Raw genomic sequence first — 15,435 nt, 5'->3', positions numbered from 1 at the left:
CCCTTAGAAACATACTAGAAATGAACTAACTATATAAAACGGTTATACTGCTTAAATAGCTCTCCCGGATCAATCTTTCCGCTGATTTTAAATGCCGCGTATGGAATTCCAGCTGTTTGGGCGGCTTGCGCAACGAGGATGTTAAAAGCTGGGGTATGAATGATAGTGATTCGATGATCTTTGATCCAATCGGCTATCGCTTTTATCAAAGTTCCTTGATTTGAGCAGGAAGAAAGAGGATGAAAAAGAACATCCGGTATATATTCCATAACTTCGCCCCGGCGCTTAATGGCAGCGATCAGCGGCGTGTCAGCCTTGTGGCTTGTTTCCGGCAACCTCCAGACCAGCTCAATCCCGTACCTTTCTGCAATCATAGCATGATCATAAAATTGCTGATCCTCTGGGTTTAGGAGATAGGCAATTCGAGGTTTGCCATCAGGGAAACGCTTCGCGCGCGCAGAAGCGTGGAACTTAGAAAGCTCCAAAAACGAATAAAAGTGATTAAGCTGAGACTCTGTCGTAAACTCATTTAAAATATGTTCTTTCGCAAGAGACCATATTTTTTTTCGCTCGACATAGGGGGTCTCCACCCATTTTTTCATCAGCCTATACCAGTCCACCTCATTATTCCTGATTTTAACACCAGTGACTCCATCGTTAACGGCAACATATGACAAATTATTCGAATAAATTCCTATCGCTCCCGCAGCAGTCGCTTCCAAATATTTAATAGGCGTTTTTCCGTTTCGCAGACGAATATTGTCAAATAAAGGAACAAGCATTAAATCCATTCGAATGGATGTTAAACTGTCTAGATATTGATAGTAGCTAAAGGTCTTGCTTCTAATTGTTACAGGCGATAGAAGATTAGGCAAACCATTAGGAATTTCTCCCCATACCTCAAAATGTACGGAATTGCCTTTTTCATGCGAAAGCCTGAAAATCGCAGGCCATATAAATCGAAGCTCCTCCGCCCTGCTTCCTGTGTTAATAATGCCAATCCGAACGGGATCGTTCGGCTTCCGATCATCCGATAGCTTACTTTCAACATACTTCCTTAATATGTTCGTGTTCAATTGGCAGACGCGGGGATTAATAGGACGAACGACCTCTTGAACTAACGGTGAATACGTTGCAACGGCATCAGAATGCTTTATTAGGTGACTAATTCGGTTATATATCGGGCTTCCGGGTCCCCAACTCACCCATTCTTTCAGCTCATGCATCCCCAATAGATCATCATCCAGCAAATAAATCACAGGTTTATTCAAGGCAATCGCGGAACTTTGCAAATCAATAGCCAGCTGGCTCGAAAGTCTGAGCAAGATTATGACATCAGCTGATTGAATCGCCAGGGAGGTAACTTGATCCTCGTAATAAAAGAAAGGAATTATGCTGTTATTAGATGCCTCTTGAAAGTTAGTAAAGCAAATTTCGGCAGATGCATCCTTATGGACTAGAACAACCAATAGGTTTATGGATTCGCGTGGCACAGGGGGAATAGCTTCAATCCTCCCTGCCGCATGCGACAGAAGCCACGGATACATATAACGGTTTTTAATAACATCAACTAATGGACTGTCCAGATAGCGGTATAGCAGAAGGACATCATCCACGCTGAATTGATGAAAATGACTTAACCGCAACCGATCCGAACGATTGATACTGCAAATAAATCTGCTTACATCAAGGTCGGTTGCTGCTTGAGTTGCTGCTTTAACCGATCTAACTTTGCTAATGATCCGATCAACGTAAACAAAGGAATATCGTTTTGCGCAGCGCATCCAAAAATCCCAGTCGCAGAACTGTCTGACAGCAATATGACAGTCGTAGCCACCTATTTCATGAACGATCTGAGCGTGATGCAATACGGCATGGTTAGGGATAATATTGTTTTTCATTAACAAGCCGAAAGCGTAACGTGCTCCGAAGACTTGCTGGGTGGGGAGCATGCTGCTCCCATAAACAACAGTTGGAGAGGTGCAATGAACAATCTCTCTATACAAATGCAATAGAGCATCGCGTTCCCACTCAACTCCGGTAAACATATAAGCAATATACTTGCCTTTGGCCAGCAGCAATCCTTCGTTAATACGCAGTGCTGGCAGCTCGCTCCATGTATCATGATGGGCATAAATAATGCGCGGCTCGTTCGCTTGAAGATATACCAGTGCATTGATAACGGTTTGATCACAGCCATCCCCAACAATAATAAGCTCAAAATCCTTCATGGATTGGTCAAGGATGCTTTGAATAGTTGCGGCAAAATGGTGGGACCAGGAGCCTTTCGGTAAAGGGAGTATGACGCTTATTTGAGGGCTGGCATTTCGATGCTTTGGAAGATACAGCCTCTGATCCGTCAAAAAGGTTTGTGCAGCAATCAATACATTCATCCTTTCCTTAAAAAGAAAGGCCACTAAGTGGCCTTAAGCGCAGTCCATTGTTTTCGTGTAATTCCGAAAACGACAACATCATGATACGCTCCGTTGCTGTAATGATGCTCCCGAAGCGTTCCTTCCACCAGGAAGCCGCTTTTCTCTTTGGCGCGAATCGAGCCTATATTCGTATCGATCGCGTAAGCATATACGCGATTTAATCCCAGATCCTCAAACGCGTAGCACAGTGCAACGCCTATCATTTCAGAGGCGATTCCTTTTCCCCACATGGAGCGGTCGCCGACAATGGTTGTTCCGATTTCAGCCTTCTGATTCACGTAATCGATATCCACCAAGCTGATCATGCCGACCGGTTTACCGGAACCGCGCTCTGTGCTTACAAAAAATTGCTTGCTGCGGTCATCGAGCAGCCGGTCATACCATTTGCGCTGTCCCGAGGCGGCAAGCAGCGACTTATTGAAGAAAGCTCTTCGTATTTCCTGCTGATTGCGCCATTCAGCGACAAGCGGCAAATCCTCCGCCTCAAGCGCGCGAAGATTGATTCTTTGTCCCTCCAGCATGCTTTGTCCTCCGTTTCTTCGTATAATGGCTTGCCTGTTAAGGCTGAAAGCTCTTCACGCAGGCAACAATCCGCTCCAAATCCTCATCTGTCAGGTTAGGGTGAATCGGCAGCGTCAAAATCCGTTTCCACACCTCATTCGACACAGGCACCTCAGCCTTAAGATGAATGTAGCTAGGCTGCAAATGGCAAGGGTAATAATGGACGCCCGGTGCAATGTTATGATCCTTCATATGCCCAATTAACCGATCACGGGATTCCTCGTTTGGCAGCTTTACTTGATACAGATGCCAGGAGCTGCGGGCATAAGCTTTCTCCTTAGGCAGTTCCAGCCATGCGACATCCTTAAACTGCTCACTGTAATACTCCGCTACCTCTCGGCGGCGGCCGTTCAATTGATCGAGCTTTTTCAACTGAACGATGCCAATGGCAGCCTGCATATCGCTCATATGATATTTGTAGCCAACCTTATCGACAAAATATTGCCAAGCATAAACGCGTTCCGCAGAGGAGCGCATCCACGTATCCTTCGATATGCCGACCCAGCGCAGCTCCTTCAGCTTACGAATAATCCAGTCTTGATTGCATGTAATGCCTCCGCCTTCGCCGCAGGTCAGGTTTTTGACGGCGTGATAGCTGAAACAGGTCAAGTTGCCTGAAGCTCCGATCTTCTTCCCCTTGTACTCCGCGCCACAAGCATGAGCTGCATCTTCTATCACTTTAATGCCCTTTGAATCTGCCAACGCTTGAATCGCATCCAAATCGACCGGATGTCCTGCCAAATGGACGACGATGATCGCCTTCGTTTTATCCGTTATTTTGCGCGCGATGTCCTCAACAGAAATATTCATCGTATCGGGCTCGACATCGGCAAATACCGGCGTAGCGCCTACATAGCTTACTGCATGCACAGTTGAGATAAAGGTCATTGGCGGAACGATAACCTCGTCGCCTTTGCCAATATTCAACACCTCCAACGCGAGATGCAGCGCAGCGGTCCCTGAATTCATCGCTACCATAAAGCGGGTTCCCGCATAGGCTGCAAATTCCTTCTCAAATTGCTCGGTTTTGGGCCCGAGTCCAAGCCAGCCGGAACGCATGACTTCTACGACAGCATCAATCTCTTCCTGACCGATGCTTGGTTGTAACACAGGAATGTGCTTATCCAAAATTCATTCTCCTCTCAATGTGAGCTATACATGCAAAATATGCTGGCGCCAATTCGCCACCGACTGCTCAAGCGAAAATTGACTGCGGCTGTACGCTCCTGCTTGTTCCCTAATCGAATTGCGCAGTGCTTGATCATCGATCATCCGCTTCATGCCGAGATACCAGCCTTCCGTCGTCTGTGGGACCAAAAGCCCCGTTACCTCATGGGTGATGCAATCCGCGTAAGCGGGTGTATTCGTATAGATGCCAGGAATTAAACAGCCTGCATACTCTCGGAATTTATTGTTCGTTTTGCATAAGTTGAACAAGGAATTAGATAATGGCGCCAAGCCGAAGTCCCACGTCGTGCTATACAGTGACTGCATGAATTGGCGATAATTATGGTCATAAGGAAGAAAAGAAACGCCCGGCAAGCCTTTCAGTCCAGATGGAATAAATCCCATAAACTCGATCCTTACCCTTGCTCCATACGCCTGCAAAATACTTATGATCGCAGGGACGACTGGCTTGAAGTCCTCCTCCTTAACCGTCCCCTCATAGCCGAATACGATGACGCCATCATTGCGAACGGGCTTTGGCCCATATTCATCGAGCCATCTAAAGTCGACGCTTGCCGAGAAGCAAACGACATGAGGATTGAAATGAAGCCTTATATAATCGGCAAAGTAAGGTGAAATGACCTGTATGAGCTTTGAGAAAGTAAGGAAACGAATGAAAGTTTCCCGACGAATAGGATCTTTATAATAGTCAGAGATCGCGCCGACTGAAGGGATCTCAAGAAAATTATCATCGATGACATAGACGGTTGGTTTACCCATTTCATGAGCCATTTCAAGCGCGGCATACGCTCTTGGCTCAACGTTGCGGATGAACACAACGACTGCAGCCTCCGCGATATGCTCTCTCGTTGCTTCTTCTTCTGTCACAACCCGAAAGTTATAAATGCCAAGCTGCTTCATTAACCGAAAAGGCTGCAGCAAAATAATTTCAAGCGATGGAAATGACTTTACTTGCGCGATAATAAGGGCAATTGGCCATAATGTGTTCTGTTTTCCGGCCATAATGCCGTCTTGAAGCCCCCGATTAAGTCCATCTACTCGACCATTTCGCAATCCGTTGCGGTAAGCCACAGAATGACCAATCGGTTTTGCCCTGCGAGCCTTGAACCTCACTTTTCGTGTCCTCCCCTCCGCTTAAAGCTCGGTGCTGTTAATTAATTGAGCCTGCTCCACGCCCTGCGCGTAACCTGTGTTAAAGCCTTCGTTATAAGCCTGATCAAAGGCTTTGTTATAGCCTCTGTTGTAAGCAGGAGAACGATAAGCTCTCCTTGCGTGAACGACCTTCGTTTTCTTTTTTCTCAAACGCGTATTGGCTATGCGTCGTCTTTTTCTGACAATGGTTATACCCTTATGCTTCCTCGTTCTTGTCATCTTGCGTTTTTTTCTGCTAATCATTATGATCACCTCCAGGAAAGTGTACGTATAGCCGGACATGGGATAATCGGATTTCCAAGCGGATAGCGGCTTTCTGTTTCATGAGTGATCGGAATGGCAGCCCTTTGATGCAAATGCCATACGTGCAAGGCTGCACTTGATAGGATGGATCGCAATTTGCCTTGCTGCAGCTGGTATAACAGTCCAGTTTGCGAAATAACGATAATGCCATCCGCTAATTTCTGCTCTGTTTGCCATTCATCGCTTAATTGATTTAGCTTAAGCTGCACATCCTCTGCGCTTAACGGAGGACCGAGCTGCCAGCTCTTCAAATCCAGTGAGGACACTTGCGTTATAGGAAGGGAGATTGGTGTCATAATCGGATATCGGATACCATTTTCGACCCAGTAGGCTGTTGGATCTGCACCTTTGACGACGATGCTGCTAGGATAGAAGCGATTCATTCCATTTAAACGATAATCCTCGCTATTTGCTGCTTCTTGCAGCGCACGGCCCGGATCACCCCATTTGTCATAGTAATACACCTGATTCTTCTCATAGACGGGCGCGAATCTTTCCTTTAAATGCTTCATCGTCATACTGCCATAATGGTGTACAAACGTATCTCCCGCGATGACAAGCTTGAATCCGAGCATAGTAGCACGCAGTCCGTAGTCATCATCCTCGCAGTTGCCGATCTCAAAGCCTTCGTCAAAATATCCGATTCGCTCAAAAACGTCCCTGCGCATCAACAGGCAAAAGCCAGTAATTCGGGAAACCACCTGATAACGAGCAGCATTCGGTTGATTGTAGCCAAGTGCAAATTGCTGCATATCTTCAACCGAATCATAGTTTGTTGGAATATATTGATCACCGCTAATATAATTGCTGACGGGTCCAACTAAGCCGATTTCAGGATCAGAGCTTGCGCAGGCAAGCAAATTGCTCAGCCAATTTGGCGTAACGACCGTATCATTGTTCAGCAGCAGCAAACTCGTTCCCTTCGCCATTTGCATCCCTTGATTAACAGCGCCTGCGAAGCCTAAATTGCTTTTATTTAAACGGAAACGCACACCATCCGTCTCTGCCATCAGATACGGAGCCGTACCGTCTGTCGACCCGTTATCTATCACGATGATTTCATACGGCTGATGCGTATATTTCCGGATGCTTTCGATGCATTCAATCAGAAACAGTTTCTGATTCATAGTGGGTATAATGATGCTGGTTCCATCAAACAACTGTCGTTTGCCTTCCATACCGTCACGAAGCCCGCTATTTAAACCTTGCTCGTAGCCGCGTTGAAAGCCATCCCCGTAGCCAGCCTTTAATCCGCTATGAAACGCTGGATGCGAGTTTTTTGACTTTGAGGCCTTCTTGCGAGGTCTAAATTTGACTGCTCTCATTGCTTTTCTCCTCTCTTAATGGCTACAGAGGCGCTTCCCCGTTGCTGATTTTATTCGCAAGATGACCAAAATCGATTGCGACCTTTCCCATCTCTGCTGCAATTCGCTGAACGAGAATGACAGCCGGTACCCCTGCCGATACAAGTGCAATATCGAAATCCCGCGTCAGAATCTCATTCATAACACGAGGCACATCATGAATGCCTTGTACGGGTGCGATCGCATCCACAACATGAATGCCTTTGGCTGCTAATTTCTCGCGCAGGTTCGGCGCTTCATTCCCAACAAGGAGCACCTTTACTCCCCCAAGCAAATCGAGCAGGAAGCCTTCTAAATATAAAGAATAGTTAATGGTGGATTGAGTGAGAGCCATATTTCGATAGGGGATGCCATAGTGATCAAAAATGGAAATGGCAAGCGGAGAGAAGGTGCGGTAGCGTGATTTTGGAATGCCTACGACAGAGGATTGGAGGATAGCTTGCAGCAGCATGTCTCGCGCAGAGAAGTCAGGCACATCGATTCCTGCATAGTGGAGGAAGCTTCCATCCTTTTGAATCTGCTCTAAACTTTGCATCCCTTGCGCCATCGTGAGCAGCTCGCCGTCGCCAAGCCTCACAATGGATAGCGGTTTACCAACAAGCAAGGCGTCACGAGCAAGGCTATAGACATCGGAGGCTGGGAGCAGCGGCAGCATTTGCTCCTCGAAATGCGCTAAGCCGGCTGCAATAATAGCAGAGAGCGGTACGCTCGGTAAAATAACATGTGCCGGTAGCTGCTGGTCAACGATAGCATCGCCGCCCTCAAACACCCCTTTATCAAAAGCAAGATCATATCCTTTGTTATAGCCATCGTTGTAACCGGAGTTATATCCTGTATTAAAGCTTGCATGCTGTCCATTCACGATTCCTTTTTTGCTTAGCTTTCGTTTACCTTTCAATCTGCGTCTAAGCTGCTGCAGTACTCGCTTCGATTTACGCTTTAGCGCTTGCTGCTGCATAATTCACCTCCAAGGCTTGATTCTTTTAGTTTTGAATGAGTATAGCGATCATTTGATGCAGTCTATGAACATACGTATGCTGCTGCAGTGTGCGCTTGTAGCCGCTCAGTGCAATTTCCCGCCGCTCCTCTTCATGCGTCAAGTAATATTCGAGCTTATGGCGAAGCTCCTCAGGCGAATGAAAAATGACGATTTCCTTATCTGGCTCATACATTTGAGCAACCTCAGAACGAGCGTCAACTAGCTGCAGCGTTGCACAGCCATTAATTTCGAAGGTCCTTGGGTTTACGGAGCTTGCTTGAATGGGCATGCCGATTCGATTCATCTCATCAACAACGGGCCGATGAAGATTGATGACCATTTTGGCGCCATTATAATAACGCGCAGTCTCTTCCGGCGGCATCCACTCCCCAAGCTTTATATAGGATGAAAGCTGGCGATAATTTTTCAAGCGATCCCACCACAAGCCTGAGATAAACGTACGCTTGCCAAGGAGGTAAGGCGTGAGCTGATCGATGTACCGGACACGATTCCAGAAGGCAGTACCGATAAAGCAAATGTCTGTCTGCATGGCAGGTTCGACGGCAGTTGGCTGATAGAGCTTTGGACTAACTGCAAACGGCAAGTAATAAACCTGCTTACATCCAACCGATTGATAGAAAGGAACGCAATTCAACTCTAAAGTAAATACAACGTCGTAATGCGGCGCGATGTTGACCGTCCATTCCGTATAATAAGGATCGTCAGTAAACCAAACCGCTGTTCGAAAGCCGCGCGCTCGAAGCTCATCGACCCGATCAACAGATAGGGAAACTCCATTAAGCACAAGTACGATATCCGGTTGATGAAGCTCCGCTGCGGCTACGACCGAGTCTGCGGGGCTCATCGAAAATACTCCCGTAACCACTTTGCTTAAAGCGTCGATTATCGCTTGATCCAGCGCTGGATATGGATCTCCAATTCCGGCAGTGACATAGAGTACCTTGTAAGAAAAAAGGGGGAAAGCCGCCTCTCCTATTTTTGCAAAAATGCCTTGTGATCTCCCTAATCGATATCCGGCATTCCACCCTTTGGCAAGGCCATCGTTGTTGCCGGCTTGAAATCCCTTATTCCATGTGGAAAGATAGCCTTGCTTTCGTCCGGATTTCACGCGTATCATTTTCTCCCCATCCCTTAACGATTTTTCGTATTCCAATCAAATCCGATATTTGGATCATCATAAGCAAAACGATACTCGTCAGGGTCAGCAGGATCATAAGCCATATTGGTCACATACATTATATAGGCAGGCTCCTGCCCAAGCACACGATAGCCATGAGCTACACCTCTAGGGATGAACAGCAGAAACGGATCTTCCTCCCCCATGTAATAAACATCGGTTTGGCCAAATGTAGCGGAGTCCGCTCTCATATCATGTAGAACGACCTGAGCGTTGCCGAATGGAAAATACCAAATATCGTCCTGCTTCTTATGGTAATGAAAGGCTTTGATGACACCCGGATAGGATTTGGACAACGATGCCTGGCCAAATTCACCGAAAATGTCGTCATCCCGGCGCAGAAGCTCCATGAAAAAACCACGATCATCGCTATGTTTTTTAAGTATCTTTTTCCGTACTCCTTCGATCATCGTCCATTCAACCTCCCTTAAAGTAACGTATTGTTTTTGTTATGCGTGCCTGCAGCAATTTTGTTCCGCCACTGCAAATTGTCCACATACCATTCCACCGTTTTCTGAATTCCGCTTTCGAAATGATGATTCGGAACCCAGCCCAGCTCTTTTCTAATTTTCGCAGCGTTTATAGCATAACGGCGGTCATGGCCTAAGCGGTCCTTCACATAGTGGATAAGCGATTCCGGCTTGCCAAGCTCGGCAAGGATGCGGCGAATAATAGCAATATTGGTATACTCATTGTGCCCGCCGATGTTATACACTTCCCCTGGGCCGCCATGATGAAGAACCAGATCAATAGCGCTGCAATGATCATCCACATAAAGCCAGTCCCGAATATTCAGACCGTCTCCGTACAGCGGAATCCCTTCATTGTTCAGTGCGCGTAATATCGTAAGCGGAATAAGCTTCTCGGGAAATTGACGCGGCCCGTAATTATTAGAGCATCGTGTCGTCATGACAGGCAGGCCGTACGTGTGAAAGTAAGCCCTCGCCAGCAGATCCGCGCCCGCTTTGCTGGAAGAATAAGGACTATTTGGCGCAAGCGGCGTCGTTTCGGAGAAATAACCGCTTCCTCCAAGCGAGCCGTATACCTCATCCGTGGACACCTGTACAAAGCGTTTAACCTTATGCACTCTTGCAGCCTCAAGAAGAGCTAGCGTGCCCTGCACGTTTGTGTCCACAAAGGCGAACGGATTGTCAATGCTTCTGTCGACATGCGATTCAGCCGCAAAATGAATGACGGCATCTATACCCTCGTTCATCAATTGGGAGAGGAGCTGCTTATCGCAAATGTCTCCTTGGATAAAATGATAGTTTGGTAATGAAGCCACCTCTAATAAATTGTCGATATGGGATGCATAGGTGAGCAAATCCAAATTATAAATTTGGTAGTCAGGATATTGGCGCAGCATATGCAAAACAAAGTTGCTTCCAATAAACCCCATACCTCCGGTAATAAGCAGCCTCATCGTTATTCACCTTCCTTCAACTTTGCGCCAGCCTCATGCAGAGATTCCATCGTCCCTGCATCCGTCCACCATCCGTTCATCACGTTATAGGTCAGAACGCCCTTCGCAGCGTATAGATTGTTGACATCCGTAATTTCGAGCTCGCCTCTTGAAGAAGGGTCTATCTGGGCAACAAGCTCGAACACTTCATTGTCATACATATAAATGCCGGTTACGCAGTAGTTCGATGGAGGATTTTCTGGCTTCTCCAAAATGGACTTAATGATAGCTCCTTCAATGACAGGAACGCCGTACCTCCGTGCATCGTCGACCATTTTTAATATGACCTTCGCTCCCTCTGGCTGAGACTGAAACTCTTGAACGAAGGGCAATAGACTATCCGTAAACAAATTGTCGCCCAGCAGCACGACGAACTTTTCATTGGCTTCGATAAAATCAGAGGCGAGTGATAATGCCTCAGCAATTCCGCCTGCTTGATCCTGAATTTTATACGTGATACGAACGCCAAAATCATTGCCGCTTCCCAAGTAATCCACATACATACCGGCGGATTGCTTGCCTATCACGAGCAAAATATCTTGAATGCCAGCATCTGCCAGTTTTTTTATTGCATAGTAGATCATCGGGTATTTTCCAACGGGAAGAAGATGCTTATTCATCAAGTTAGTAAGGGGACGCAGACGCGTTCCTGTACCTCCTGCTAATATGACTCCTTTCAAAGGGTCATCTCCTTTCAGCTTCTATTTTCATAGTTTGCTCATTTGCTACTATTAAATGTTTCGCATAATACCGGCAAATGTCATACACAGTTACTTGCCTTTCTCCTCTCTTGACTTATACTATGTTTGCCTAGATCACTAGGAAACCCTACATTTTGTCTAAATTAAGCAAAAAAGGATAGAATAGAACGACTTTCCGCACTCAATCATCTCCTCCTCCGAGTCTCACGATTTTCGCTTTGCCCGATATCCCTTTGCTTACGTTGCGCGTATCAAATATAAAGGAGGCATGCTCTATTAAATAAGATAAGGGCAAGCTTGAATGATTCGTGGCAATAATGACGCAATCCGCTTTATTAAGCGCCTCTTCAGTGAGCGGTGTGCTCTGAAGCTTAAGGCCTTCAAGCTGCAAGGTAGGAACGAAAGGGTCATGGTACGAAACGATCGCTCCTTCTTGCTGCAGCAATTGGATGAGCTTCGTGGAGGCAGATTCCCGGTAGTCTGCTATGTCTGGCTTATACGCAGCGCCATAAACGATTATATGGCTATTCGATAACGTTTGATGGGCAAGATGCTTCTCGAGCTGCCGAACAATATAGCTCGGCATCGTACGATTAATTGCATTTGAAATTTGTATAAAATCGGAATTTATTCCGGTTTGTTTGATTTTCCATACCAAATAAGAAGGATCGACCGGAATACAATGTCCGCCGATTCCAGGTCCGGGATAGAAGGGGGTATAGCCAAACGGCTTGGTGCTGGCCGCATCGATAATTTCCCATACATTCAGCTTAAGCTCATCGCATATCATCGCCATCTCATTCATAAAGGAAATGTTGATCAGTCGGTACGAATTTTCCAAGATCTTTGTCATTTCTGCTGCATCCGTAGAAGAAACCGAATGGATCTGGTCAAATACTTGCCCGTACAATTCTTCCACTCTCGCTTTGCAGCTTGATGTTGTGCCGCTGATAATCTTAGGAATGTTTTGCACCTGATACTTCTCATTGCCGGGATCCAGCCGCTCCGGTGAATAGCCTGCATAAAAATCCGTGCCCACCTTTAAACCGAATTGGCTAAGAATGGGAACCAATACTTCACTCGTAGTCCCTGGATAAGTGGAGCTCTCCAATATGACAAGCTGGCCCTTGTTCAATCTATAGCTTATTTCAATCGCAGCTTGGGTCAAATAGCTTAAATCAGGCGTTCTATGCGACGTTAGCGGAGTCGGTACACAGATGATAATAGCTTCGGCCTCATGCAAGCCATTATAATGATTGGAAGGCGTAAAGCGTTCTGATGACAACGCGGCCTGAATGACTTCATCTTGAATATCCGTTAAATAGCTGATTCCTTCATTAAGCATCTTCATTTTTTGACGGTCCAAATCAATGCCCAGCACATGAAATCCCTTTTGCACAAATAGCAAAGCTAACGGAAGGCCAACATAGCCCATCCCAACAATCGCTACCGTTCGCGTCTCTTCCTTGGTATTAACATATTGTTCCTTGCTCATATTCTATGATTTCGCCCTCTTTCTAGCTGCTTTGAATAACTTAAATAATATATGAACAAAAAATAGAAATGGATTGGACAGTTTCTGCCGAATTTACTTTCGTTCAGCACCGATCGTCCTCAATAAAAAAAAAAGAAAAAGCTTGATTGCTCAAGCTTTCTCATCAAAACCCTATCCCTTGATAAAAATATCCGAGCGCTCGCATGTCTTGCGCATCCAGCATATTTCGTCCATCGAATACATTCGGCTGGTTCATCACTGCTTTCATTTGTGCCCAATCTATCTTTCTGAAAATCGGCCATTCCGTGCACATCAAAACGGCATCGGCATCCTGCAGCGCTTCCTCCAGCTGAGAGCATTCGGTGACGGCTTTATATGCAGCGCTATTCGGGAGAACGGCAACGGGATCATACAGCATGATTTGAGCCTGTTCGCTCAGCAGGCTTTCGATTACTCGAAGAGCCGGAGCTTCCCGGATATCGTCTGTATCTGGCTTGAATGCCAAGCCTAGTATCGCTATCTTTTTATTAGCAAGACTTCCTAAACGCTCTCTCGTTTTATCGATCAGGTACGCATGCTGCGTTTGATTGACCTGTACGACCTTCTCCAATACAGACAGCTCGATACTATTTTGCTTTGCCGTCAAAATTAAGGCAGAGACATCCTTCGGAAAGCATGATCCGCCGTATCCGATTCCAGCCTGCAGGAAGCTAGCGCCTATTCGGGGATCGAGTCCCATTCCATTCGATACTTCCTTCACATTGACGTCGATGGCGTCGCAAAGTCTAGCAAGCTCGTTAATAAAAGATATTTTGTTGGCTAAAAATGCGTTTGAAGCGTACTTGATAAGCTCAGCTGTTCTAGGCGTGGTTATGACAACGGGGCATTTGACGGACTGGTAAAGCGATTGAAGCAGATTTGTAGCACGTTTGCTATTGGAGCCGATAATAATGCGATCCGGATTTAAAGCATCAAGCACAGCTTTTCCTTCACGCAGAAACTCCGGGTTTGAGGCTACGTCGAAAGGATACGGCTGTTCCTGTGCGGCGCCAATCCAAGCGGTAATCTGCTCCTGCGTCCCTACGGGAACGGTGCTTTTCGTTATAACCAGCTTATAGCCATTCATCTTCTGGCCGATATCCTCGGCTACCTGCTTCACATAGCGCATATCTGCGCTGCCATCTGGACGAGAAGGCGTTCCGACGCAAATAAAAATGAGATCATTGCTTTGAATGGCAAGGTCTTTATTAGTAGTGAATTTTATTTGCCCGGACTGTATATGCTTCCTGAGCAGCGCTTCGAGTCCTGGCTCGTAAAAATGAAGCAAGCCCTGCTCCAGCTGCTTAATTTTATGTGCGTCGGTATCAAGTCCCGTCACTTGCCAGCCTAGCTCGGCAAATACCATAGCTGTAGTCGAGCCTACATAACCTGTACCAATTACTAGTATATTCATTGGCTTTCCCCCTCCTTCCTAACATGCGACCCCGACAAGACGGATTGATAACCAATGACCGTATTTTTCAACAAATGAGAAATGTGCTGCACATGTACGCCACTCAAAATAATGCTGTTCTCTATTCGGCAATTCTCGATATGCGAGTTTTCTCCGATCGAGACATACGGCCCAATGACACAATCCTTCAACACACTTCCCTTCGCAATGGATACAGGCTCTATAATCGTACAATTGCTTAGAGTGACCGATTCATGAATAGCCTTATGACTCGGCATCTCATCCAGCATTTTTTGATTGGACTCCAACCACCGCTCTAATGTGCCAACATCCATGTTCAGCTTATCCGTCAAGTGATAGGTTACAGGCAGGCTTTGATCGATCATCCATTGAATGGCGTCCGTAATTTCATATTCGCCTCTTGCTGAGGGCTTGATAGCATGAACTGCAGTAAAGATCGACCCCTTAAAGGCATACGCGCCTAAGACGGCGAGCTTTGACTTGGGAACAGGAGGCTTCTCTTCAAGCCGTACGATACGATCCTTCAGCACCTCCGCAATGCCGTAATCCTGCGGATTCGCAACCTCCGCCAGCAGCAGCGATGCATGGCTGCCTCGTTCCTCTACGTCATTTTTCAATTCTGTTAAATGATCCGAAATTAAATTGTCACCCAGCAACAACAAAAAAGCTTCATCTCCGATATACGATTGTGCCTGCTTCAACGCATCCGAGATTCCCTTCGCCTCATACTGGTAAATATAAGTGATCGTGACATGCATTCCTTCTCCCAAGCCAAATTGTTCACGGATATCAAATTCCTGTGACGGATGGATGACAACCCCGATCTCCCTAATTCCTTGCTCTGTTAACTTCTCAATACAGGATTGCAAAATGGGAGTGTTCGCTACAGGTATGAGCGTTTTTGGGTGTTTGAGGGTGAACGGATACAGCCTAGTCCCTTTGCCAGCACAGAGAATAAGTCCTTTCAAAACGCATCTCCCCTATTAAAAAATCAATTTCTATCATCCTATGAAAAGGAGCTGCTATTGGTGTAGGCCGAGCAATATAAATTAATAGATTAGGTGCGGAAAAGAACTGCTGCCATCTAATGAAAACGCCGTGCCATGAACAGATGACCATACAT

14 protein-coding genes are annotated in these 15,435 nt (G+C 46.3%); all 14 read right to left on the bottom strand.

Annotated elements, in window-relative coordinates; translation table 11 throughout:
* Positions 1-29: 29 nt before the first annotated feature.
* Entirely contained in the window at positions 30-2,384 is a 2,355-nt protein-coding gene (locus HI950_RS13800) for a glycosyltransferase (protein ID WP_169085292.1), read from the bottom strand.
* A gap of 32 nt (positions 2,385-2,416) precedes the next feature.
* Positions 2,417-2,956: a GNAT family N-acetyltransferase gene (locus tag HI950_RS13795; protein WP_169085294.1), complete on the bottom strand. Its 540-nt coding sequence runs from the start codon at positions 2,954-2,956 to the stop codon at positions 2,417-2,419.
* A gap of 37 nt (positions 2,957-2,993) precedes the next feature.
* Positions 2,994-4,124: a DegT/DnrJ/EryC1/StrS family aminotransferase gene (locus tag HI950_RS13790; protein ID WP_169085297.1), complete on the bottom strand. Its 1,131-nt coding sequence runs from the start codon at positions 4,122-4,124 to the stop codon at positions 2,994-2,996.
* 24 nt (positions 4,125-4,148) lie between these two features.
* Positions 4,149-5,297, bottom strand: coding sequence for a glycosyltransferase family protein (locus HI950_RS36675; RefSeq protein WP_169085299.1), 1,149 nt, complete (start codon positions 5,295-5,297; stop codon positions 4,149-4,151).
* Positions 5,298-5,318: 21 nt separating this feature from the next.
* The gene (locus HI950_RS13780) at positions 5,319-5,579 is read right to left on the bottom strand and encodes a hypothetical protein (protein WP_169085301.1); all 261 of its coding nucleotides are present in this window, start codon (positions 5,577-5,579) and stop codon (positions 5,319-5,321) included.
* Positions 5,580-5,584: 5 nt separating this feature from the next.
* Positions 5,585-6,964, bottom strand: a complete 1,380-nt coding sequence (locus HI950_RS13775; protein ID WP_169085303.1) for a glycosyltransferase family 2 protein — start codon at positions 6,962-6,964, stop codon at positions 5,585-5,587.
* A gap of 22 nt (positions 6,965-6,986) precedes the next feature.
* Entirely contained in the window at positions 6,987-7,961 is a 975-nt protein-coding gene (locus tag HI950_RS13770; protein ID WP_169085304.1) for a GT-D fold domain-containing protein, read from the bottom strand.
* A gap of 25 nt (positions 7,962-7,986) precedes the next feature.
* Positions 7,987-9,111 (bottom strand): CgeB family protein, encoded by a 1,125-nt coding sequence (locus tag HI950_RS13765; RefSeq protein WP_317618359.1) that lies wholly within the window; start codon positions 9,109-9,111, stop codon positions 7,987-7,989.
* 23 nt (positions 9,112-9,134) lie between these two features.
* Positions 9,135-9,590, bottom strand: a complete 456-nt coding sequence (locus tag HI950_RS13760) for a dTDP-4-dehydrorhamnose 3,5-epimerase family protein (protein ID WP_169085308.1) — start codon at positions 9,588-9,590, stop codon at positions 9,135-9,137.
* A gap of 17 nt (positions 9,591-9,607) precedes the next feature.
* Positions 9,608-10,603 carry a dTDP-glucose 4,6-dehydratase gene (rfbB, locus tag HI950_RS13755; RefSeq protein WP_169085310.1) on the bottom strand — a complete coding sequence of 332 codons (996 nt, stop codon included), beginning with the start codon at positions 10,601-10,603 and terminating at the stop codon, positions 9,608-9,610.
* A gap of 2 nt (positions 10,604-10,605) precedes the next feature.
* The gene (locus HI950_RS13750; RefSeq protein ID WP_169085313.1) at positions 10,606-11,322 is read right to left on the bottom strand and encodes a sugar phosphate nucleotidyltransferase; all 717 of its coding nucleotides are present in this window, start codon (positions 11,320-11,322) and stop codon (positions 10,606-10,608) included.
* A gap of 202 nt (positions 11,323-11,524) precedes the next feature.
* Positions 11,525-12,838, bottom strand: a complete 1,314-nt coding sequence (locus HI950_RS13745) for a nucleotide sugar dehydrogenase (RefSeq protein ID WP_169085315.1) — start codon at positions 12,836-12,838, stop codon at positions 11,525-11,527.
* 163 nt (positions 12,839-13,001) lie between these two features.
* Positions 13,002-14,291, bottom strand: coding sequence for a UDP-glucose dehydrogenase family protein (locus tag HI950_RS13740; protein WP_169085317.1), 1,290 nt, complete (start codon positions 14,289-14,291; stop codon positions 13,002-13,004).
* The gene (locus HI950_RS13735; protein WP_169085319.1) at positions 14,288-15,280 is read right to left on the bottom strand and encodes a sugar phosphate nucleotidyltransferase; all 993 of its coding nucleotides are present in this window, start codon (positions 15,278-15,280) and stop codon (positions 14,288-14,290) included. Before HI950_RS13735 ends, HI950_RS13740 begins: the two co-directional genes overlap by 4 nt.
* Positions 15,281-15,435 lie beyond the last annotated feature (155 nt).

This window comes from Paenibacillus sp. PL91 (genome assembly GCF_012935325.2).
In the GTDB taxonomy this organism is placed as follows: Bacteria; Bacillota; Bacilli; order Paenibacillales; family Paenibacillaceae; genus Pristimantibacillus.
The sequence above is the reverse complement of the archived record's forward strand: the minus strand, read 5'-3'. Positions and strand labels throughout refer to the sequence as shown.